This is a genomic window from Chitinophaga sancti (genome assembly GCF_034424315.1).
GTDB classification, from domain to species: Bacteria; Bacteroidota; Bacteroidia; order Chitinophagales; family Chitinophagaceae; genus Chitinophaga; species Chitinophaga sancti.
Genome location: NZ_CP139972.1, coordinates 435,569 through 456,009 on the forward strand (window position 1 = coordinate 435,569; position 20,441 = coordinate 456,009).

Consider the following 20,441-nt stretch of genomic DNA (forward strand, 5'->3'; position numbering starts at 1 on the left):
CGCTTCTTTTATGCAGGAAATGCATACGTTTCTGCCACCCATTCAAACTCATTTCCATTTGTACGCACATGACCTAAACCCGGCCATGGTAAATGATACCCGATCGCTTTTGTCCTGGAATCAGCCAGCGCTTTCATCACCCTTCTCCTTGTTTTCGTTGCTAATTCAATATCTGTATCTCCATTAAATCCCCATTCGGGATGCGGGAATAATAACACATCAGAGTGGACCAGATCTGCGATATGTACCAACTGGTCACTGCCGGAATAGATATGTGTGACACAATGCCCGGGAGTATGACCTGGAGCCAGTTCCATCCGGATACATCCCAGTATTTCAGCTTTGTCTTCGAATAAGTGTAGTTGTGACTGTAATAATTTGAATGTTTGCTGCGTAATGGCAGTGAATTTGGCCAGCAGGTCCTTATCCTGGAATTTGGATTTTGAAAAGTCCTGTTTTGCAGCCATCCAGAACGCATGTTCTATCCTGGAGAGATGAATAGTAGCGGCCGGGAATACGGATTTCTCTGCTTTCACTAAGCCTCCTATATGATCCGGGTGCGCATGAGAAATGATGATGTGCGTGATATTTTCAGGTTTGATACCAGCATCTTCCATTGATTGTAACAGCCATCCGGAAGAAGGACCGAAACCGCTACCGGTGCCGGTATCGATCAATATGAAGTCATTTTCTTTTTTAACCAGGAGGATATTCATCCCAAGATCTACTGCATCTGTGGAACGGAAACTTTTTTGCAACAGTTCTTTTTCTGCTTTTTCAGTACCATTAGGGAAATTCGGTTGCACGGGGCTGAGGTTAATATGTCCGTCTGCCAGCACCATCAATTCCAGTTCTCCGAGTTTGAATTGATGATAAGGTCTTTTTGAGTACGAGGGAAATGCAGCAAGTTTTCTGAAAGGAATAACCGCTGCGGCTCCCAGTAGGGCCAGGCTTTTTAAGATTGTTCTGCGATCCATATGCTTTATTTGGTTCAAAAGTACCGGTAAGCTAACTTTTACCAGACGAATGATAACACATAATCATTATCCGTCTTTGCGGCTGCTATAAATTCTTTCAGATCTGCAAACTCCCTGGCCAGGTGTTTCCTGGTAAATGCCCTGTCCGGGGCGCCTTCTTCAATCCACACATTATACGGGTACACGCCGTTTTCATTTAATTCCTTTGCGTCGTAGAGTTGCTTGAATTGTTCTACGGAGATATTGCTGAGGAAGGCGTGCATATCAGCTACATCTTCTTTATCATTGTAATAAATGGCGGTGCTTTCCAGATCCAGGTCTTCAGACAGCGTTTCCTTGCTGTCTAAGTCAATCTCTTTGCTGATATAAGTCTCAGGGTAAAAGATCTGCTCCAGTAAAGAAACGGTTGCTTCATCCTGTTCTTTAGATAAGATAAATTTAAGTCCTTCGAAAGTTTGCGGAAAGACCAGGTTCTCTTTAGAAATGTTCAGTATCTCGGTTTCGGCTGGGTTGGCTTTCATCGCTTCGAAGTCCTCCTGGGAAACCCGGTACAATGTTATGCTCTGACTCATGAATTAAAATTTGGCTGGCAAAACTACGTAAAAAATGTTGATAGCTAATTGATTACGTAGTTGTGTTTATCTTTTTCTGCCCCTGTTACTGCCTGATTTTCCCGGCCCGGATGGTTTGTTAGCGCGGGAGGGTGCGGCGTTACGGGATTTATCACCCTTGTGAGCTGGCCCGGAATGGTCGTTTTTACCCGGTTTAGACGCTTTTCCGGGGCGTGCCGAGACCTTATCGTTCCTGGTTGGATTCCCGGTTGTTTTAGGCCTGCCTGAGGCGTTTTCCTTTTTACCAGCAGGGGAGGGTTTGCCAGTAGTACCCGGTCTTCCGGCGCTATTGTCTTTTTTGCCTGCAGCGGAGGTTCTTTCTCCAGCACCAGGTCTTCCGCTGGTATTGTCTTTTTTCCCCGTAACGGAAGTTCTTTTCCCGGGTTTATCTCCTTTTTTATCACTCCACCACGCATTTCCGGATGATTTCTTCTTTTCCCGGAATTTCTCAGCCGGCTTTTCTTTCACGATGCTTTCTTCCTCCTCATCCTGCAATGCTGGCTTCACCACTTTTGCTCTTTTCCCTGCCACTTTGCCTTCTGCACTGGAATCAGCAATACTTTCCTTAATCGCCGCCAGTTCTGTTTCTGTCAGATGCCTCCATTTACCTGAAGCCAGTTTATCCAGCTTTACATTCATGATGCGCACACGCTGCAGGCCCGTAACCGTATAGCCCAGGTACTCACACATTCTCCTGATCTGCCTGTTCAATCCCTGTGTCAGCGTAATCCTGAAGGATTGACGCCCCACCATCTGCACCTTGCAGGGCAGGGTAACGGTGTCTAATATGGGAACCCCCTGTGACATTTTCTGTAAAAAGGCTGTGTCAATAGCTTTGTCCACCCTTACCACATACTCTTTCTCGTGGTTATTTGCCGCCCGCAGGATCTTATTGATGATATCGCCATCATTGGTCAAAAAGATCAGGCCCTCAGAATCCTTGTCTAAGCGCCCAATAGGGAAAATCCGCTTTGGATAGTTGACAAAACTGATGATATTATCTTTGACATGTAATTCTGTTGTCGTCGTAATGCCCGGCGGCTTGTTAAGCGCCAGGTATACCAATTTATCTTTTTTGGCAGCGGTGATCAGGCTACCATCCACTTCAACGGTGTCTCCCGGCTTGTAGCGGTTACCCAAAACTGCCGGCCGGTCATTTAATAATACCCGGCCCTGGGTGATGAGATTGTCTGCCTCCCGACGGGAACAATACCCGGTATCACTGATAAATTTGTTTAAACTGATTGATTGGTCCAATGTAGTAATTTGCGTTTTAAGTGGATTCCGGATGCAAAAGTCGGAAATTGAGAGGAAAAAAGACACCTTAGCCTCTTATTCCAAATAAAAACCTGCTTAACCTGAATTTTTTGACCAATAAATAGAAGGGAATGGAGAGTAAAACCGTCAGGCTGACGATTAATATAAATTGCAGAATGCCGTTTTTCACCAACGCTATGATGTAATATCCCCCGACCACGATGATCGTTTGATGCATGATATAAACCGGCAATACACTTCTGTTAAATTCGGGGAGTAATTTGCTGCTGAAATTGAACCTGCGGGAATACAAATTTACAAAGTACAGCGGCCAGCTAAAGGCCGATATGCCCAGCAAAACAGCTACAATACTATGATTCACCGTATAGGCCGGATGAAAAGCGGCTTCTTTTAAGGAGGGCACCAATAAACAGCCGATCAGTAATATTGAGCTAAGGATCCCCGCTACTAAGAGGCGGAGGCCGTTTTTGTGCAATACCGGCAGGGCCTGCGCATGTTCCTTTATAAACACGTAACCATACACGAATAGGAGCGCGTAGGTGATGAAATCTGCCACACTGGTATACTCCGGGAAAATGGGTTTTAACAGCATAAATGTGAGCATGACAGGTAATGCAAATAACATAAGCAGCGAAGGTCGTTGTGTGAGAACATGGATTGTCCGTGATGCATTCATATGTTTTAATAATGGGTACAATACTATCGTCATGATATATAATGAAGGCAGGTACCACAGGTGAATGCCCAGTTCCAGCAACCATTGAAAGAGATCAAATCTATAAGGCCGGGTTGCGATGAACCGGGGGTAATGTGCCATGAAATCCCAAAACAACAGATCCGGTTGCTTCTGGAGTTTCTGGTAATAATACTGGCAGGGAATAATAAAGATGATCCCGAACAGGAAGGGGATGATCAGGCGCTGGAAGCGGTCCTTTAGAAACTGCTGTTGGCGGGATTTAAGCGCCAGGAAGGTACCGACGCCGGATACAAAGAAGATCAGGTACAATCGCCAGGTATGAAAGAAAACCGTCAGAATATCTGCCAGGACTGTTTTGTAAGGGCTTTTGATCAGCCAGTGAAAATGATTAAAGGGTTGCCAGGAGTGAAAAAGGATTAACAGGGCGAAGGCTGAGATCCTGAGCCAGTCTAAATAATGGATTCTCTCTTTTGGGTGCATAGGTGGATGTTTGCATTAAATTTAAGGATTGCCCGCTAATCCTGTGAGTTTTACTCAGTGCAATACCCAAATCTTCCCTTTTGGACACAAGTTTAATACTTTGGGCTACATCCGTTTCCTGCCAGCACACGAATTTTGCTTTATCAATAAAATAATATGAAATTAGAGCATAGCACTATCCTGATTACAGGAGGCACCAGCGGAATCGGCCTGGAGTTTGTAAGGCAATTAAGCAAACAGGGCCTGGCAAAGATTATCATTACAGGCAGGGATCCCCGTAAACTGGAACAGGCGAAGCAGCAGTTTCCCGATATTCATACCATACAAAATGATGTGAGTGATCCGAAGGATATTGAACGGTTGTACAAAGAGGTGACTACACAATTTCCAGCCCTGAACCTTATTATCAACAATGCCGGCATCATGCGGAATATTAACTTGCAGGATGAAGGGATGGACCTGGAAAACATCACCCGGGAGATAGATACGAATCTCTCAGGAAGCATCAGGATGGTACATCAGTTCCTGCCACATTTAAGAAAGCAGGCTGCTGCAGCGATCGTAAACGTTTCGTCCGGCCTGGCATTTGTGCCATTCCCACTGTCACCTGTTTACAGTGCAACGAAGGCGGGGATTCATGCGTATACGCAGGTGCTGCGTTTGCAATTAAAGAACACCGCTGTGAAGGTATTTGAACTCGCACCGCCAGCTACTGATACGCCGCTGATGAAAAACTTTGGTGATGAGAAGCTGGAGAAGGCTGTGCCCACGATGCCTGTAGATAAAATGGTACGTGCGGCCATCCAGGGCATCCTGAAAGATCAAATGGAGATCTTGCCGGGCATGGCCAAAGCATTGAAGTTAATGGGAAGAGTTGCTCCCGGGTTTTTCCTGAACTTTATGAACAATACAATAGAAAAAGCAAGATAGTATGCCGAACGGAACACCGCTCAGCGTGAAATCAATCACGCAATTGCACCGGGTGCTGGATTTACCTGCACCGAAGCATCCTTTGATCTCTGTGGTAGATTATGCAAAGATCGAAGCGCCGGCAGGCGTGGCTGCTGTTTTTGATCTGTATTCTATTTCCTTGAAGAAGGGCGTGAATAAATTAATTTATGGACAACAGCAGTATGATTTTGATGAGGGCGTTTTGTATTTCTTAGCACCAAACCAGGTGCTGAGTGTGGAAGACGATGCGGCACCTGATCGTTCTGGCTGGATTTTGTTTGTGCATCCTGATTTTTTATGGAATACGCCCCTGGCGAAAAAAATAAAGCAATACGAGTTTTTTAATTATTCTGTTAATGAAGCATTGTTTCTTTCTGAAAGCGAAGAAGCAATGCTGAATGGCATTGTACAGTATATCCAGCAGGAGTACCATGCGAATATTGATAAATTTAGCCAGGATGTGGTGATTGCACAACTGGATTTGCTGCTGACTTATGCACGGCGATTTTATGAGCGGCAGTTTATTACAAGGAAAATTACGAATCATAAGGTGCTGGAACGCCTGGAGGCATTGCTGAATGATTATTTCGAGCAGGAGAAGGGGCTCCCTGCTGTGCAGTATGTGGCAGCGCAGTTGAATATCTCAGTGAAGTATTTAAGTAGTTTGGTTAAGCAGCTTACGGGCCAGACTACGCAGCAGCACATTCAGAATAAACTTATAGAGAAGGCGAAGGAGAAATTGTCTACAACTGATTTATCTGTGAGTGAGATCGCTTTTTATCTGGGGTTTGAACATTCACAGTCGTTTAATAAATTGTTTAAGAAGAAGACGAATTTGTCGCCGCTGGAGTTTAGGAAGCTGTTCAATTAATGAGGAATCTCCCCGAACAGGTCTGCTCTCTGCGCATTTGCTTTGTCAGTTGGTCATCGTAAAAAATGATAGCATTAGGTGGTGTCAAAAATCAGCGGAAATGCATTATGTTTATCTTCCGCTGATTTTTGATATAAGCTCTTTATTCTACTCCCTTTACATTCATCTGCAAAGTATACACTGCCTCAGATGCGGTTATAAACAAGGTCTTCCTGTCCTTTCCGCCAAAGCAAATATTCCCTGTCCAGTTAGGCGATACGTAAATATTCCCTATCCGCTTTCCCGTTTTATCAAACACTGTCACACCGTTACCAGTGATATATAAATTACCATCACTGTCCAATGTCATCCCATCTGAACCCATCGGTGCAAACTCTACCCGATCTTTCAATGAACCGTCCGGATGAATAGCATAGCGATATGTTTTACCCGCTCCAATATCAGCCACATACAGGTACTTGCCATCCGGTGTGCCCACTATCCCATTCGGCTTTACCACCTGATCTTCTACTATCACCGGCACACTGCTTCCTTTGGATAAATAATACACCTTTTGCCCGGGTATATCCGGTTGCTTCCGCTCCCAGTAATCGCGCTGATAATAAGGATCCGTAAAGTAAATGCCACCCCTCGCATCAATCCACAGGTCATTCGGCCCATTCAGGTGTTTTCCCTCATACAGCCCCAGTAACACGGTTACTTTTTTATTCGGATTGATTGACCATAGCTCGTTTTTTTCATCCGCACAGGCTATAAGATTACCTTGTTTATCGAAATAGAGTCCATTGGACCTGCCGGTCTTATCCATGAATAAACTAAGTTTACCATTTGTATCGTATCGCCATATTTTATCATTAGGCTGATCAGTAAAATAGATATCGCCTTTCTTATTTACGGCAGGCCCTTCAGAGAATGAAAATGTAGCTGGCAACTTTACCAGCTGCGCACCGGGTGCCACCACACTGAGTGGCGGAGATTGCTGTGCAGATGCTGATACGCAGTTGAAAGCAAGTGCAAGGAAAACGTGGATCCTCTTCATTTGGATATTTTTGGAACATTAGAATTTATTAACTTTATTTCATGGAGCCTACACAAGCACACAATGAAAAAATCGCAAAACTGACGTTTGCTGCAGTCTATCCTGCTTATCTCACAAAAGTAGAGAAAAAAGGGCGTACTAAAGAAGAACTGGATCAGGTAATCACCTGGCTCACCGGCTTTGATCCTCAACAACAACAAAACCTCATAAAAGAAAAAGTCACCTTCGAAACCTTTTTTCAGCGGGCAACACTCCATCCCAATGCCAGCCTCATTACCGGTATGATCTGTGGATACCGCGTAGAGGAAATAGACAATCCATTAACTCGACAGGTCCGGTATTTAGATAAGTTAGTAGATGAGCTGGCAAAAGGAAAGAAGATGGGAAAGATCTTACGCACTAATGCATCCTGAATTTAATCCATTGACTAATATCTTCCAGCACCTGTGGTGAAAAGGTTTGTTCAATCCCTGCATACTCTGAAGGGCTCCCCGTTTTACATTCCTGGAACAGGTGATTCAATTCCTTGTATTCCTTCACCGTTACATCTTTATTCCCTTTCAAGGCCTTCCTGATATAAGCCAGGTTCTCCTTTGGCGGCACCTGTAAATCCTTTTCTCCATTCAATGCCAGTACAGGACAATGCACTTTCTGCAACGATGTGACCGGGTCATATTGCAGCAGGAACTTCAGCCATGGCCATGGCGTCATACATTCCTTTACCCGGGCTGCTACATACTGTTCTGTAGTGGTGCCTGCGGGTACTTCAGCCGGATGATCTGCTGCGTATTTATTAAAATAGGTAATCAGGTTATTTTTAATAATCGTGTCATTCTGATTGTTGACAATGATGTCAAACACACCTTTATTGATCGCCGTGGTTTTGGCAATTGTACTATCCGGTGCACCTTCTGCCCGTGCAATCAGTTCAGTTTGCAGTAACAGTAATTTATCACCCCTGATTCCAGTGCCAGCCAGCATGACAATAAACGCTACGTCTTTATTTTTTGCTGCTACGATGGGCGCAATCAAGCCTCCTTCGCTATGGCCAATCAGTCCAATTTGTTTAATCTCCTTCCGTGTTTTCAGGTAAGCCACCGCACTCTCTACATCACTGGCAAAATCCAGGGTGGTAGCAGTTTTGAATGAACCCTCGGATTTTGCGAAACCACGGTCATCATATCTCAGTACTGCAATTCCCTGACGGGTCAGGTAGTCTGAAATAATGAGGAATGGCTTATGCCCCAGCAGTTCTTCATTCCTGTTCTGTGGTCCGCTACCTGTGATCAGTATGACAGCAGGATAGGTACCGTTTTGCTGTGGTAATGATAAGGTACCAGCCAGCTTGATATGTGCGGAAGGATTCTCAAAACTAACTTCCTCAGTATAGTAGGGCAGGGGCAATACGGGTTCCTGCGGGTGTTTCAGACGCTCGACAACACCTCTGTGAAAGGTTAATGGAAATGAACGCCCACTCTGTGTAAACGTGCCCGTTATACTATCGGTTTTATATTCACCGGTATAAGATGCACCTATTCCCTTGCTTGTAAAACTTACAGCAGGTTCATGATAAATAAACTCACTGATCGGAATGTTGGCTGCACCCTGGTCAGGACTTGCCAGGTTTACATTAAAACCCGTATCAGTTTTCTCTATATTCAGGGCGATATGCAATTGGAGCGGGCCTCCAATTTTAAGCAGTCCATTCCAGCTACCGGTAATGCTTTGGGCGAATCCGCTACCGGTCAGCAGCAGGGTTGTAATAGTTGTTATAATAGTCTTTTTCATGGCTTTTTCTTTCTTATTGCTTTTAATATGGTGATGATAAGGAAGTATAAAAGGATACTTAAAATAATCACTAAGGGGATAAAGAAATTACCTGCTATTTCATGAATGCCTGCAGGGTTATTGTGAACAATTCCGAAAAAGAAAGTATATGGACCCACCCAAAGACCGGTTTTAGCAGGCATGATCAGTTTCATCACAATCAATACCGGGAATGTCACCAGCATCACAGTCATAATGGCAAGCAATACATACGCCACTCCGTTTCTAAGGTTTAGAAACAATGCCTGGAACAGGTGCTTGATATTATAGGTCTTGATGGCCTGATCTATTTTCTTACTGGCCACTACTTCTTTGAGCGTTATCTCTGGATCACCTAACCTGTCTAGTATATTCAACAGGCCTGTCATCTCATCCCCGTGATGATCATTTATAAACTCATAGATATAGCTGTTGATCTCCATCAGGCATTCCTCCTGGTCTTGTTCAGAAAGGATCTTTACCACCCGCTTACAACGCGCTATATAGTTATTGTACACCCGCTGGCTGGCAGGGTCTTTAAATTCAATTGCTTTCATGCAAATTTATTTTGTCAGGTTTTCATCTATAGATTTCTTCATCTCCGCCAGGTTCGCCCTGCCATGATCCGATATGTAATAGTACTTGCGGGGGATCCCCGTCGGCTGTTCTATCCATTTCGAAACCAGTAATTCCTCTTTTTGTAAACGGGTTAAAAGAGGATACATGGTACTTTCGGTGACCTCCGTGTTGAAATCATCTTTCAGATGTTGTATTAATTCGTAACCATACCGTTCCTGGCCCTCGAGCGCCCTGAGAACGAAGTATGGCAACAAGCCTTTTTTCAATTGGGTTTCCCAATTTTTTAAGAATTCGTTTTTCACAGGAGCAAATATATAGCATTAGGATGTACTATGCAATACGATGTATTATTAAATTTCACAAATGACTGGTTATCAATAATAAATATTTTTCGCCTTTCGACTAAGTAGAACTACCTGGTTATGTAATTAAGTTCTTTCCCGCTTGGCACTTCTTAAAACTTTACCTTTTTTTGTGATATCAAATCTCCTTCCACTAAATCAAAAATGGAAATAATGCTACCACCAAATCCGGGGAGTACACCTGTTGGAACTGTACTTATGTATGCCGGCGCCACAAGCGGGTCCAGTATTTTAAACCGCCATGCTGCAGGCTGGATTATCTGCGATGGATCTACCTATCCCTTTACCCAATTTCCTGACCTGTACAAAGTAATTGGCCATACTTATGGCGGAAATGAAGAGGTGTTTGCTGTTCCTTCTTACCAGGGCTTGTTTCTTCGCGGTATAGATGCAATGGCTGGCCCTGGCAAAGAAGCGGGTCAACCCACAGCGCCAGGGGCCGATCTTCCCCTCAGTGGTAACACCGGCGGTAGTGCAAGCCCCCTGCAAATGGACGATTTCGCTGCTCACATGCATGCTTATGGTTATTATAATAAGTATAGGGAAAGCATTCACAGCCTGTCTCACAAAAGCCTGAGCGGTTCGCAGCAAAACGAATTTAATTCCCCTGTTGACAATGAAACAAGGCCGGTGCATCAGCGTGTAAACTACATCATTAAAGCGGTGGCTTCGCCGGGTGCAGTGCCTGTAGGTGCTGTTGTGCCTTATTCGGGGGATATTAAAAATGAAGGAAACTTCCGGGCGGCCGGCTGGTTGCCATGTATAGGCACTAACCTGAAAATAAGGGATTACACCAACTTGTTCCAGGCTATTTCCAATTTCTATGGCGCGGAAGATGAGCATTCTTTTCGCCTTCCGGATTTCCGCGGACAATTCATTCGTGGCGTGCAGGGAGAAGTGCCTTCCTCTGACAACTCCAATGCCCTGAACGAGACAAGACCCAATAATATCAATGTCAATTACCTGATCAAATGCTGAATTCCCTCAAAAAAGGCAATCCGTGTCTAAGTTATTTCCAATCGGAAAGTCACTTCCATATAGCGGCGGTGATAGCCAGCAGCAAAAAGAGCATGGAACCGTATCTAATCCATCGGATGCTAATCAGGGTACTGCTACAACCAGTACGCCTATTGGTAATATTGTGCTCAGTTTTAACTTTGATACTGGTCAGGCACCGGTAGCTTATACAATTGAAAAGAAGCCATTTATCGAATCCGGGATGGTATTGAAGACGCGATCAACGGTTGTAAGAAAGAGCTGCATAATTGATCTTTGACAAGAAATTGAATCCTTGGCCTGTACGGGTTTGAAACGCGCGCTCTTTTTAGTATTTTGTGCGTTCAAGAGCTAATGATTATGATAAATAAAGTCAAAGTAATTGCGTTTGATGCGGATGATACTTTATGGATCTGTGAGCCATATTTCCAGGAACTAAACGCGCAGTTCTTACATATGATGGCCGATTTTATTCCCCCGCAATTAGCTGCCCGGGAATTGCATCAAACCGTTGGCGAAAACATGGCTTTGTATGGATATGGAATCAAGCCCTATTCGTTGTCAATGATTGAAACGGTCATACGAATAACCGGGGAAGAGCGCTCCGGTAAATACGTGAAGAAGGTGATTGAACTGGCACAGGAAATGCTGGCCAAGCCGATAGAATTGCTGGAGGATGTAGAACTGGTACTGCAGTCTTTACGAACTGATTATCGTATTGCTATTGCTACAAAAGGAGACCTGCTGGATCAGGAAAGGAAATTGAAAAACTCAGGGCTTGAACATCTGTTTCATCACATTGAAATAATGAGTGAGAAGCATGAGGATGATTATAGCAGGATGATCAAAAGACTAGGTATAGCGCCGGATGAATTCCTGATGCTGGGCAATTCACTGAAGTCGGATATTATTCCTGTACTTTCATTAGGAGCGCATGCAATACATATTCCTTATTATGTAACATGGGAGTTTGAACGGGTAGAGGAAGATGTGATCCATCCCAATTTGAAAACACTAACTTCGATCAAAGAAGTATTACCAATGTTAAAAAGGAATTGAGCCATCGCTCAATTCCTTTTTTGTTTTCTTTATTTGCTGGCTGTAGCGTTACAGGGCGCATTATATTCAGGAAAATCTGTGTAACCATATCGGCCGGCGTTGCTAACGCCTTGCCTAATTCACCATTGATCAGCTTACCCATTGCACCTTTGTCCTGTGCTGATCGTAAGTACCCAGCTGTTCTGCCACAGCAAGACAATCGCACACCAGTTTCTTATTGTCAGCAGCAGAGAGTTCTCGGCTTATTACTTCTTTTCTTTACCAGGATATACGGGGTGTCGATATTTCATCGGCATCGCTGGTAGTATTCCTATTGTACAAATGTATTTACAGGAGTATAGAGGGGAGAGTAGCCATAATAGTTGCTTCTGCTTACACTGATGCTACCGGAAATGGAGAATGTTCTGTCATTGCTGATGTACATAACACCGATCTGTGCTGCCGGATTGATACCAAAATTGGTATTGTTGCCGCGTAGGGGGCCATAGCTTTTGCCGGTTGCAGGCTGGGCAAGAAAGATGCTGTTGGAGTGAAAAAGAGTGGGGGTAGCAGAAACATTTCCAAAGGCAAAGAGGTTATTCGTGAGCTGACGGTTTAGCTGCAGGGCCAAAGGTGCGGACAAAAAGCTGCCGCCTCCTCCTTTAAATGCCACAAAACCGGTGGAAATTCCGCTGTATTTGGTTACAAACCATTTGTTAGAGCGATGGGTCGTGTCATTTGCGTGATTGAACAGGGAAGGCCCCTGTTGCGCTTTCGTTGCAAGGGCAAACACTAAGATCGCGATAAAAAGGCTGGTTCGTTTCATACTATGAAGGTAACTATCCTTTTTATAATAAAATCATAAAAAAGGGATGAATCATAGGTAAAATGAGGTTCCTGGGAATCGCTTGAAAAAATTTGCGCTATCAGGAACCGAATAAAAAGTAGGGCCGGGGCAATTATATACATTTGCAGTATGGAAGATTATGTAATTATCGTGAATCGTATTGAAGACCTGCAGTTAACGCAGGACAAAGATGAACTGGTACGGATCCTGGACAGGGCCAGGCGGACCATTGTAGGTGGTATGGATGTGATCCTAGTGAGGCAGAACAGGAACGGGCAGCAGGAGAAGTTTCAGACTATTTCCAATGAACAGGATTTTGAGGATTACCGGAAACAGGTGTTGCGGTTTTTGTGAAAAAACATTCCGAATGCGGAATTAACTACTTCTTAATCCACAGTATACTATTTGGAAAATCTTTGCGTGCAAGATCATTGTTAGGTATCAAAAAGTGGGCAAAGTTTCTTATAAGTGAGCAACTTGCTGTAGCCGGATTTCACATTATTATAGTCTAAATGAAATCGCATTACATTTAATCTAAAAACCATGATCAGACACGCAGCTATAGAAGACCTGCCAGCTATTAGAAAGTGGGCAAAGTTCCTTGTAAGTGAGCAACCTGCTGTTGCCGGATTTCACATTATTATAGTCTAAATGAAATCGCATTACATTTAATCTAAAAACCATGATCAGACACGCAGCTATAGAAGACTTGCCAGCTATTAAAAAATGGGCAAAGCTCCTTATAAGTGAGCAACCTGCTGTTGCCGGATTTCACATTATTATAGTCTAAAAGAAATCGCATTACATTTAATCTAAAAACCATGATCAGACACGCAGTTATAGAAGACCTGCCAGCTATTAAAAAATGGGCAAAGCTCCTTATAAGTGAGCAACCTGCTGTTGCCGGATTTCACATTATTATAGTCTAAAAGAAATCGCATTACATTTAATCTAAAAACCATGATCAGACACGCAGCTATAGAAGACTTGCCAGCTATTAAAAAGTGGGCAAAGCTCCTTATAAGTGAGCAACCTGCTGTTGCCGGATTTCACATTATTATAGTCTAAAAGAAATCGCATTACATTTAATCTAAAAACCATGATCAGACACGCAGTTATAGAAGACTTGCCAGCTATTAAAGACATTTGGAATTATTATATCCTGAATACGACCTACAATTATGACTACGAGCCAAAATCACTGGAATTCTTAGAAGAATGGTTTCATAAGAAGGCAACACTGAACCTGCCGGTCTTCGTTGTGGAAGAAGAAGGAAGGCTGGTAGGATACGGTGCTTATAGCCAGTTCCGGGAGCGCAATGCATATGCGCATTCTGCGGAGCATGGACTTTATTTTCATCCGGATTTTCATGGCAAAGGCCTGGGAAGGGAATTATTAAATACACTCCTGGCAGACGGGAAAGAGAGAGGTTTTCACACTTTTATAGCAGTCATTGACTCCTCTAATGAAGGCAGTGTAATCTTTCATGAAAAGATGGGTTTTGAAAAAATAGGGCAGATAAAAGAAGTGGGTCGTAAGAATGGACAATGGTTAAATCTTGTCTTATTACAAAAGATAATTACCGGGTCGTTTATTATTCCCAATGAAGCAATTATTCACTAATTTTTTTTACTGTACCTTTGCCGGCCAATCAGTAAACCATACCTAATGTTTCCAAAACTAGCATTACCTATGGCCGCCAGCATCTTGTATGCACTGACGCTGCCGGCACAGGATAAAATAAATGAATTAGACGCTGTAACCGTTACTGCCACTGTAAATCCGGTAGTCAGCTCAAAAACCGGCCGCAACTTATTCGTAATAAAAGGAGAGGACATTGCCAAAATGCCTGTCCACTCAATAGATGAGGTACTTCGCTTTATACCAGGTGTAGAAGTACAGTCCAAAGGCCCTATGGGCGCAGGTAGCGACATCGTGATCCGTGGTGGCACCTTCCAGCAGGTATTAGTGATCCTGGACGGTATGCGTGTAAACGATCCCAATACCGGCCACTTCAGTAGCTATATTCCCATCAATCCTGCAGAAATCGATCATATCGAAGTGCTGAAAGGCGCATCCTCCGCCATCTACGGCTCTGATGCTGTAGGTGGTGTGATCCACATCATCACAAAGACATTTGCAACTAACAAGCATAGCGTACCCACCAGTCAGTTCACCGCAGGTGCTACCGGTGGAGCATATGGTTTATTTAACGCGAATGCAAATGCTTATTATACCACAAATAAACTGGCGGTTAATATCGGTGGCCAGACGAATAATGCCGACGGTCAGCCACAACGTGGTATTGATGGCTATTTCCATCTGCACACGATCTCCGGCTCTGCCAGCTATCAGCTGAGTGATAACTGGAAACTCTCTTACCGCCTGAGTTATGACGATAGAAAGTTTGCCGCGCAGAACTTTTATACCACCTATGCCAGTGATACTGCCAGCGAAAAATTGTCTACCTGGTGGCAGCAACTGAACCTGCAATATCGTAAGAACAAAAATGCATTCAGTCTGATGGCGGGTTATAAAAACATGAATGACCACTACGTATACAATCCTGTTTCCATTGCAAATGATAACCGTAGTAAGTTATACCAGTCACTCGCAATTTACGAGCATACATTCAACGAAAATATCAGCTTTGTAGCAGGTGGTCAGTTCCAGCAAAAGAGCATCGTCTCCAATGACAGGGGCAACCATACCGTAAACCAGGCAGCTGGTTTTACTTCCATGACCGCAACGATCTGGAATGCTCTGACACTGAGTCCAGCATTACGTTTGGACTGGGATGAGCGCAGTGGTGCTGAACTGGTACCTCAGCTGAATGCCAGCTATAAAGCAGGTCAGTTCCAGATTCGTGGTAGTGCAGGTAAAACCATCCGTAATGCGGACTTCACCGAGCGCTATAACAACAATAACAAGACCCTCGTTACAAGTGGTAAGATTGGTAATCCTGACCTGAAAGCAGAGCGCTCTTTTAGCTATGAAGCAGGTGCAGATTACTTTGGTAAATACATCCGTGTATCCACTACCTTATTCCAGCGCAGGTACAATGACCTGATCGACTGGACTACCACCTCATATGATAACATGCCTTACAAGCATAACCTGTCTCCAACAGGTACCTATTCCCTGGCATCCAATATTTCTAAAATGGTAACCAGCGGGGTAGAAGGAGATCTCCAGTTTACGAAAACTTACAAGGAGAAACATACAGTGAGTGCTACTGCCGGTGTTACCTGGTTGTACTCTGATATCCAGGAAGGGCAGCAATCCTTTTACATTGCCTCACATGCACGTTTTCTGCTGAATGGTATGTTGTCTTACCGCAACCAGTTATTCGGCGTGAGTGTAAATGGACTGTATAAAGTGAGAGACCCGCAGGCTGTAAAAGGTATCAATGGTGCGGTGACGAAGGAGTATTTTGTAGCGAGTGTGAAAGCTGATGTATTCGTGATAAAGAATAAACTGAGCTTGTCAGTAGAAGCGGACAATGTATTCAATAAGAATTATGCAGATCTTACAGGCGCACAGATGCCAGGAAGATGGTTGATGGGTGGCGCAAGGATTACATTATAGGAAAAGCATCGCCTTAATGGAAAGTATCACTTTTAAAGGAAGGTTTCACTTTTAAAGGAAAGCATAACCTTAAACAGAGTGCATTACCTTTAAAGGAAAGTATCACTTTAAACAGAAAGCATCACCCATTAAGCCCCCCCTTACAACAAAGCCTCTCCTTATAAAACAAGGGCTTGTATCAACAGTAACTTCATGGCATTGCGCATTGCATTAGCAATCCCGCTCTCCGCCAGTCATCCGGATTAGATCCTGGAAATGTTACCCTTGATACGAGCCCTTTTTCTATACAATAACCTCGCAATTGAAAACCCTGCGACGATACACAGCAACCACAATGGCCGGCTGTCCAGCGCTGCTGACCCATGCGACATAAATATCGAAATCAGCGGCAAGCCTATACCACCTCCCACAAAGTAAGCCGTATTAATCAAACTGGCAGCAATCCCCAAATGTTCTGAAGGCACATGCTCCATGGCAATAACGGTATAGCCGGTATAACAAAGCGTCATCCCTATACCAGCTATCCATGCACCACCTGCCAGCAGAAAAGCCAAACTATGTATCTGCACGGCGAGTACCAATGACAATGCACCTGCGAGCATCGCTACCGCCCCACCCATGGCTATCTTTTTAGGCGAGAACCTTTTTGATAATGCAGGCAATCCAAACCTCCCTAACAACATAGAGATGATATTAAAAGGCATCATCAAAAAACCTGACTGCGCCGCAGTAAAACCAAAGTTTTGCTGCACAAGAAAACTCATTAAAAACAAGTACCCGGTGAACAGGACGCCCAATAAAAAGAATAACAGCGTACCCTTTCGCAGTGATGATAATAGCAGTACCCTGAGATCTAATAATGGATCCCCCTGTGTGTTGAGCCGGTAATATAAAAACCAGGCAGATACCGATAAAACTATTATTGAAATAATCAGGTAATTCCCTTCTGTGATCTTAGACAAACAGAGCATGCCCAGCACCAATGCAATCGCAGCAGGAAGATCCGGTAATTTGGCCGCCGTTTTTACATCTTTTTCCAGGTAGATATAAGCAATCACCAGGATCACCAATAATATCGGTACATTGATGAGGAACACCCATGGCCATCCCCAGTAATTCGCGATAATTCCACCTACAGACACGCCACCCGCAGAACCCGTGGCGGCAAAGGAACCAAAGATCCCCATCGCCTTTCCGCGTTCATGTGGTTCAGAAAAGTAGTAATTGACAATTGAAAATGCGGCAGGCATTAACAAGGCAGCACCCAGGCCCTGCAATGCCCTGAATAAAATTAGATGATGGAGGGTATGCGTCAAACCCGCACCCAGAGAGGTCAGCAGGAAGATGGTACATCCTGCCATGAAGATGGTTTTCCTGCCCAGGTAGTCAGATAATTTTCCTCCTAAGATTAAAAAACTACCATAGATCAGGATATAAATACTTTGAATTTTGTACCCGGAATCGTTCGTCAATCCCAGGTCAGCTTCAATTTTCGGCAATGCCAGGTTTACAATCGCGATGTCGAGGGCTTCTACAAATATGCCCATAGAGGCGATGGCTAAAACAAGATGCTTATTCAGTGATCGCATATGGTATCGGAAGTAATTTGGCTAATAAAAGTTTCCACCCCTCCCTGTATGATCACTGGTTTATTCAACACATCCCGGCTTTTACCAGGGTAGGCGGTGGGAACCGTGTTTGCTGTGATTCGCAGCGCGGTTTCCGGCATCGGTAAGGTAAGGGCCTTTACTCCATGTCCATACCGCAACATATGGGCTATTTCGGTCTTAAAAAGCTCTTTGGCGCTAAGGTACGCTGGCCGGAAATTTTCAGGCATAGTGGTAAACTGTTTTTCTGCCCCGGGGAACCCGGTTTCATTTACCCATAGATTATCATCCGCATCCCATGCGAAGACATTAATATGATGATGCATAAATTCTTTAATTTTTGGCGATGATGGCAAAACTATTATCTATTTTTGTTCGAAACCAGGACATTTGTCCTACCTAGTTAATATGCTTAGAACAAATCCATATTTCTTGTCATTTGCCAATAGCCTGGAAAGTCAGCCCGTAAAATGCTTTAACGCGGGAGAGCGCTTGATGGTTCAGGATAAAAATGCCAGGGAGATCATGATTTTGAAGAGTGGGGTGACAAAATGTTATCGCTCGGAGGAGAATGGGAAGGAATTGATCTTTGAGTTCCTGGGGAAGGGGGAGATCCTGGGAGATCTGGAAACGATCCTGCGCAGGGTATGCCTGTGTAGTGTGGAGGCGATTACGCCGGTAGAGGCCTATGTGTTTTCACTGGCGGATTTTGATGGGTTGATCGATTCGGATAAGACTTTTCACAGGAAATTGCTGGAAGAACTGGCACTTCGTATTTATCAGACATCTACGAGGGCGTCCTACCAGCAAAATTATCCTGTTGAGTATTCCCTGATAAAGTTTTTGATGATACAAAAAGAGCAGCAGTTGTCATTCAGCAAGCAGGACATTGCTGATTACCTGGCAATCACTGTACGGAGTTTGAACAGAACTGTCAAGCAATTGCGGGAAGGGGCGGTGAATCCTGAACTGGCGGAAGGAGAGCTGAAACAATTGCTGAGTGATTTATAGATCACTGCTCCGCATGCAAGCCCACCTTATTCCCTTCTGAATCTATAATAATCCCGATAAACCCTGCCGGAATCAGCGTTTTAGGCACTACCACTTTCCCGCCTGCCGGCCCCACCTTATCCAACACCTTTTGCAGATCCGGACTGGCATTAATATACACAACTGTGCCATTCCCCGAAGGCTGATTCCTGTCCGATTTAGACAATACTCCTGTTACCCTGCCCGATGTCGCCTGCACCACTTCCGGGTTATACGGGAAAAACAGCGCCTCAACTCCACCATCGTTCCGCTTCACCAGCTCAATGTCCAGGATCGTTTCATAAAACGCTTTCGCCCTTTCAATATCCGACACGGGAATTTCAAACCAGGTAACTACATTCGTCTGTGCATCAATTTTTTTCAGTAAGGACATAATGATTCGTTTTTTGTTACTGCAAAATTGTACAATAACAAAAAGCAGACCCTGTGACGATCGTCACATAATTCTTCTTTTCCGGATCCGGCTCAGCGTTTCTCTTGCCACGCCCAGAAAGGAAGCCAGCTGGGAAAGCGGTACCCGCTGAATCATAGCAGGGTGATGTGTTTCCAGGTATTGCAGGCGATCCTGTGCGGAGTACAGTTTAAAGAGTGTAGAAAATTCTTCCTGTTTGCTGGCAAACAATCTCACACAATTTCGCCCAAGATGCTCAATTTCTATATATTGCTGTGCAATGCTGAAAAGCCTGCTTTTATCAAAAATAACCACGCATAGCGGTTCACAGGCAATGAGATTGTAAGCAGATACCTGCCCGCTACCAAAGCTGCTGATATTGGTGGCAATATCATTTTCAAAGAAAAACCCTGTATTCTTTACAATGCCATCCAGGTTATAGTAACTTTTACAATACCCACTTTCAATGTAAAATAGTGATTGACAAACCTGCCCTTCTTTTAGTAATAATTCATTTTTTGCAAAGGTTTTTGCTGTCAGTGCGGGTTGCAGGGCTGTCCAGCTTTCGTCAGAGAAATCAGTCAGGGAACGGATATAGGTTAGAAGACGGTTCATTTTATTTTCTTTTTCACCCACTCTTTTGTCGCGGCACTGAGCACAGGTATCATATCCTTATTCTTCCCGGCCTTAAAGGAATGATCTGCTCCTTCCAGTTTCACAAGACTGGCTTTTTTTAATGATTGGCAAACGGATTCAATCATATCCCAGTTAGCCAGCGTATCTTTGGTACCCTGAAGGAAGAGCATGGGTACCTTTACATCCTGTAAATGTGCCGCCCTGTCTATGGAAGGTTTGCCTGCAGCATGCAAAGGGAAACCATAAAAGATTAAACCTGTGACGTCTTTCCTATGATTGGCAGAGAGATATTGAGAAGACATACGTCCGCCAAAACTTTTGCCGGCTACAAAGAGGGGGAGGGCCGGGTACAATTCCCTGGCCTGATCGATGGCCGCGGCAATGGCCTGCCAGGCAACAGCGGGAGAGTCAGGACGCTTCTTTTGTTGTTCTGTAAACGGGAAATTAAATCTTAACGTCGCAATCCCTGCACCTGCCAGCGCGGTAGCCAATGCTTCCATAAAAGTATGCTGCATATTAGCGCCTGCACCATGTGCTAATGTCAGGATACATATAGGCTTTTCCGGGAGCATGCATATTGCGGAAACAGCCCCGGGAGCCGCTGATACGGGCAGCGATAGATTTTTAATCTCCATA

At 44.2% G+C, this 20,441-nt stretch carries 24 protein-coding genes; 10 read left to right on the forward strand and 14 right to left on the reverse strand.

Going from position 1 to position 20,441, the window contains the following annotated elements; translation table 11 throughout:
• Positions 1-8 precede the first annotated feature (8 nt).
• The 4 genes from U0033_RS01585 to U0033_RS01600 form a co-directional block, all read right to left on the reverse strand.
• Positions 9-977 carry an MBL fold metallo-hydrolase gene (locus U0033_RS01585; protein ID WP_072357460.1) on the reverse strand — a complete coding sequence of 323 codons (969 nt, stop codon included), beginning with the start codon at positions 975-977 and terminating at the stop codon, positions 9-11.
• A gap of 38 nt (positions 978-1,015) precedes the next feature.
• Positions 1,016-1,549, reverse strand: a complete 534-nt coding sequence (locus tag U0033_RS01590) for a DUF1877 family protein (RefSeq protein WP_072357461.1) — start codon at positions 1,547-1,549, stop codon at positions 1,016-1,018.
• Between the two features lie 66 nt (positions 1,550-1,615).
• On the reverse strand, positions 1,616-2,845 hold the full coding sequence (rluF, locus tag U0033_RS01595; protein WP_083571359.1) for a 23S rRNA pseudouridine(2604) synthase RluF: 1,230 nt from the start codon (positions 2,843-2,845) through the stop codon (positions 1,616-1,618).
• Positions 2,846-2,912: 67 nt separating this feature from the next.
• The gene (locus U0033_RS01600; RefSeq protein ID WP_072357462.1) at positions 2,913-4,043 is read right to left on the reverse strand and encodes an acyltransferase family protein; all 1,131 of its coding nucleotides are present in this window, start codon (positions 4,041-4,043) and stop codon (positions 2,913-2,915) included.
• Between the two features lie 156 nt (positions 4,044-4,199).
• Between U0033_RS01600 and U0033_RS01605 the strand changes: the two genes are divergently transcribed.
• The gene (locus U0033_RS01605; protein WP_072357463.1) at positions 4,200-4,973 is read left to right on the forward strand and encodes an SDR family oxidoreductase; all 774 of its coding nucleotides are present in this window, start codon (positions 4,200-4,202) and stop codon (positions 4,971-4,973) included.
• Position 4,974: 1 nt separating this feature from the next.
• Positions 4,975-5,865, forward strand: a complete 891-nt coding sequence (locus U0033_RS01610; protein WP_072357464.1) for a helix-turn-helix domain-containing protein — start codon at positions 4,975-4,977, stop codon at positions 5,863-5,865.
• 142 nt (positions 5,866-6,007) lie between these two features.
• Here the strand turns inward: U0033_RS01610 and U0033_RS01615 are convergent, their stop codons facing one another.
• On the reverse strand, positions 6,008-6,904 hold the full coding sequence (locus U0033_RS01615; protein WP_072357465.1) for an SMP-30/gluconolactonase/LRE family protein: 897 nt from the start codon (positions 6,902-6,904) through the stop codon (positions 6,008-6,010).
• A gap of 41 nt (positions 6,905-6,945) precedes the next feature.
• Here U0033_RS01615 and U0033_RS01620 point away from each other — a divergent pair, with 41 nt between their 5' ends.
• On the forward strand, positions 6,946-7,317 hold the full coding sequence (locus U0033_RS01620; protein ID WP_072357466.1) for a DUF2200 domain-containing protein: 372 nt from the start codon (positions 6,946-6,948) through the stop codon (positions 7,315-7,317).
• Here U0033_RS01620 and U0033_RS01625 read toward each other — a convergent pair.
• The 3 genes from U0033_RS01625 to U0033_RS01635 are packed head-to-tail and all read right to left on the reverse strand — an operon-like array spanning position 7,304 to position 9,591.
• Positions 7,304-8,692 (reverse strand): alpha/beta hydrolase family protein, encoded by a 1,389-nt coding sequence (locus tag U0033_RS01625; protein ID WP_072357467.1) that lies wholly within the window; start codon positions 8,690-8,692, stop codon positions 7,304-7,306. The two genes, U0033_RS01620 and U0033_RS01625, sit on opposite strands and share 14 nt — an antisense overlap.
• On the reverse strand, positions 8,689-9,267 hold the full coding sequence (locus U0033_RS01630) for a DUF1700 domain-containing protein (RefSeq protein ID WP_072357468.1): 579 nt from the start codon (positions 9,265-9,267) through the stop codon (positions 8,689-8,691). Before U0033_RS01630 ends, U0033_RS01625 begins: the two co-directional genes overlap by 4 nt.
• A gap of 6 nt (positions 9,268-9,273) precedes the next feature.
• Complete coding sequence (locus tag U0033_RS01635; protein ID WP_072357469.1) at positions 9,274-9,591, reverse strand: PadR family transcriptional regulator; 318 nt, start codon at positions 9,589-9,591, stop codon at positions 9,274-9,276.
• A gap of 213 nt (positions 9,592-9,804) precedes the next feature.
• On the opposite strand from U0033_RS01635, the gene U0033_RS01640 reads away from it, so the two are divergent.
• The 3 genes from U0033_RS01640 to U0033_RS01650 all read left to right on the forward strand — a co-directional run bounded on the left by U0033_RS01640 (position 9,805) and on the right by U0033_RS01650 (position 11,706).
• Entirely contained in the window at positions 9,805-10,629 is an 825-nt protein-coding gene (locus U0033_RS01640) for a phage tail protein (protein ID WP_177318547.1), read from the forward strand.
• Between the two features lie 22 nt (positions 10,630-10,651).
• Positions 10,652-10,927 carry a hypothetical protein gene (locus U0033_RS01645; protein WP_072357471.1) on the forward strand — a complete coding sequence of 92 codons (276 nt, stop codon included), beginning with the start codon at positions 10,652-10,654 and terminating at the stop codon, positions 10,925-10,927.
• 80 nt (positions 10,928-11,007) lie between these two features.
• Positions 11,008-11,706 (forward strand): HAD family hydrolase, encoded by a 699-nt coding sequence (locus U0033_RS01650; RefSeq protein WP_072357520.1) that lies wholly within the window; start codon positions 11,008-11,010, stop codon positions 11,704-11,706.
• 310 nt (positions 11,707-12,016) lie between these two features.
• Here U0033_RS01650 and U0033_RS01655 read toward each other — a convergent pair whose 3' ends face one another.
• Positions 12,017-12,511 (reverse strand): hypothetical protein, encoded by a 495-nt coding sequence (locus tag U0033_RS01655; RefSeq protein WP_072357472.1) that lies wholly within the window; start codon positions 12,509-12,511, stop codon positions 12,017-12,019.
• Positions 12,512-12,661: 150 nt separating this feature from the next.
• Between U0033_RS01655 and U0033_RS01660 the strand changes: the two genes are divergently transcribed.
• The 3 genes from U0033_RS01660 (at position 12,662) to U0033_RS01670 (ending at position 16,121) form a co-directional block, all read left to right on the forward strand.
• On the forward strand, positions 12,662-12,886 hold the full coding sequence (locus U0033_RS01660; RefSeq protein WP_072357473.1) for a hypothetical protein: 225 nt from the start codon (positions 12,662-12,664) through the stop codon (positions 12,884-12,886).
• A gap of 745 nt (positions 12,887-13,631) precedes the next feature.
• Entirely contained in the window at positions 13,632-14,156 is a 525-nt protein-coding gene (locus tag U0033_RS01665) for a GNAT family N-acetyltransferase (protein WP_072357474.1), read from the forward strand.
• Between the two features lie 45 nt (positions 14,157-14,201).
• Entirely contained in the window at positions 14,202-16,121 is a 1,920-nt protein-coding gene (locus U0033_RS01670; RefSeq protein ID WP_072357475.1) for a TonB-dependent receptor plug domain-containing protein, read from the forward strand.
• Positions 16,122-16,363: 242 nt separating this feature from the next.
• Here U0033_RS01670 and U0033_RS01675 read toward each other — a convergent pair whose 3' ends face one another.
• Positions 16,364-17,710: an MFS transporter gene (locus tag U0033_RS01675; RefSeq protein WP_072357476.1), complete on the reverse strand. Its 1,347-nt coding sequence runs from the start codon at positions 17,708-17,710 to the stop codon at positions 16,364-16,366.
• The gene (locus tag U0033_RS01680; RefSeq protein ID WP_072357477.1) at positions 17,698-18,054 is read right to left on the reverse strand and encodes a hypothetical protein; all 357 of its coding nucleotides are present in this window, start codon (positions 18,052-18,054) and stop codon (positions 17,698-17,700) included. The genes U0033_RS01675 and U0033_RS01680 overlap by 13 nt, the downstream gene beginning before the upstream one ends.
• Positions 18,055-18,136: 82 nt before the next feature.
• Here U0033_RS01680 and U0033_RS01685 point away from each other — a divergent pair, with 82 nt between their 5' ends.
• Entirely contained in the window at positions 18,137-18,739 is a 603-nt protein-coding gene (locus U0033_RS01685; RefSeq protein ID WP_072357478.1) for a Crp/Fnr family transcriptional regulator, read from the forward strand.
• A 1-nt stretch (position 18,740) separates the two neighbouring features.
• On the opposite strand, the gene U0033_RS01690 is transcribed toward U0033_RS01685, so the two are convergent.
• From U0033_RS01690 to U0033_RS01700, 3 genes are all read right to left on the reverse strand, one after another.
• Positions 18,741-19,151 carry a VOC family protein gene (locus tag U0033_RS01690; RefSeq protein WP_072357479.1) on the reverse strand — a complete coding sequence of 137 codons (411 nt, stop codon included), beginning with the start codon at positions 19,149-19,151 and terminating at the stop codon, positions 18,741-18,743.
• A gap of 63 nt (positions 19,152-19,214) precedes the next feature.
• Positions 19,215-19,784: a Crp/Fnr family transcriptional regulator gene (locus U0033_RS01695; RefSeq protein ID WP_072357521.1), complete on the reverse strand. Its 570-nt coding sequence runs from the start codon at positions 19,782-19,784 to the stop codon at positions 19,215-19,217.
• Entirely contained in the window at positions 19,781-20,440 is a 660-nt protein-coding gene (locus U0033_RS01700; RefSeq protein ID WP_072357480.1) for an alpha/beta hydrolase family protein, read from the reverse strand. The genes U0033_RS01695 and U0033_RS01700 overlap by 4 nt, the downstream gene beginning before the upstream one ends.
• Position 20,441: the final 1 nt, after the last annotated feature.

Coding starts and splice junctions, on each gene's coding strand:
- U0033_RS01585 (WP_072357460.1), bottom strand. CDS start 977: ATGGATCGCAGAACAATCTTAAAAAGCCTGGCCCTACTGGGAGCCGCA.
- U0033_RS01590 (WP_072357461.1), bottom strand. CDS start 1,549: ATGAGTCAGAGCATAACATTGTACCGGGTTTCCCAGGAGGACTTCGAA.
- U0033_RS01600 (WP_072357462.1), bottom strand. CDS start 4,043: ATGCACCCAAAAGAGAGAATCCATTATTTAGACTGGCTCAGGATCTCA.
- U0033_RS01605 (WP_072357463.1), top strand. CDS start 4,200: ATGAAATTAGAGCATAGCACTATCCTGATTACAGGAGGCACCAGCGGA.
- U0033_RS01610 (WP_072357464.1), top strand. CDS start 4,975: ATGCCGAACGGAACACCGCTCAGCGTGAAATCAATCACGCAATTGCAC.
- U0033_RS01615 (WP_072357465.1), bottom strand. CDS start 6,904: ATGAAGAGGATCCACGTTTTCCTTGCACTTGCTTTCAACTGCGTATCA.
- U0033_RS01620 (WP_072357466.1), top strand. CDS start 6,946: ATGGAGCCTACACAAGCACACAATGAAAAAATCGCAAAACTGACGTTT.
- U0033_RS01625 (WP_072357467.1), bottom strand. CDS start 8,692: ATGAAAAAGACTATTATAACAACTATTACAACCCTGCTGCTGACCGGT.
- U0033_RS01630 (WP_072357468.1), bottom strand. CDS start 9,267: ATGAAAGCAATTGAATTTAAAGACCCTGCCAGCCAGCGGGTGTACAAT.
- U0033_RS01640 (WP_177318547.1), top strand. CDS start 9,805: ATGCTACCACCAAATCCGGGGAGTACACCTGTTGGAACTGTACTTATG.
- U0033_RS01650 (WP_072357520.1), top strand. CDS start 11,008: ATGATAAATAAAGTCAAAGTAATTGCGTTTGATGCGGATGATACTTTA.
- U0033_RS01655 (WP_072357472.1), bottom strand. CDS start 12,511: ATGAAACGAACCAGCCTTTTTATCGCGATCTTAGTGTTTGCCCTTGCA.
- U0033_RS01660 (WP_072357473.1), top strand. CDS start 12,662: ATGGAAGATTATGTAATTATCGTGAATCGTATTGAAGACCTGCAGTTA.
- U0033_RS01665 (WP_072357474.1), top strand. CDS start 13,632: ATGATCAGACACGCAGTTATAGAAGACTTGCCAGCTATTAAAGACATT.
- U0033_RS01670 (WP_072357475.1), top strand. CDS start 14,202: ATGTTTCCAAAACTAGCATTACCTATGGCCGCCAGCATCTTGTATGCA.
- U0033_RS01675 (WP_072357476.1), bottom strand. CDS start 17,710: ATGCGATCACTGAATAAGCATCTTGTTTTAGCCATCGCCTCTATGGGC.
- U0033_RS01680 (WP_072357477.1), bottom strand. CDS start 18,054: ATGCATCATCATATTAATGTCTTCGCATGGGATGCGGATGATAATCTA.
- U0033_RS01685 (WP_072357478.1), top strand. CDS start 18,137: ATGCTTAGAACAAATCCATATTTCTTGTCATTTGCCAATAGCCTGGAA.
- U0033_RS01690 (WP_072357479.1), bottom strand. CDS start 19,151: ATGTCCTTACTGAAAAAAATTGATGCACAGACGAATGTAGTTACCTGG.
- U0033_RS01695 (WP_072357521.1), bottom strand. CDS start 19,784: ATGAACCGTCTTCTAACCTATATCCGTTCCCTGACTGATTTCTCTGAC.
- U0033_RS01700 (WP_072357480.1), bottom strand. CDS start 20,440: ATGGAGATTAAAAATCTATCGCTGCCCGTATCAGCGGCTCCCGGGGCT.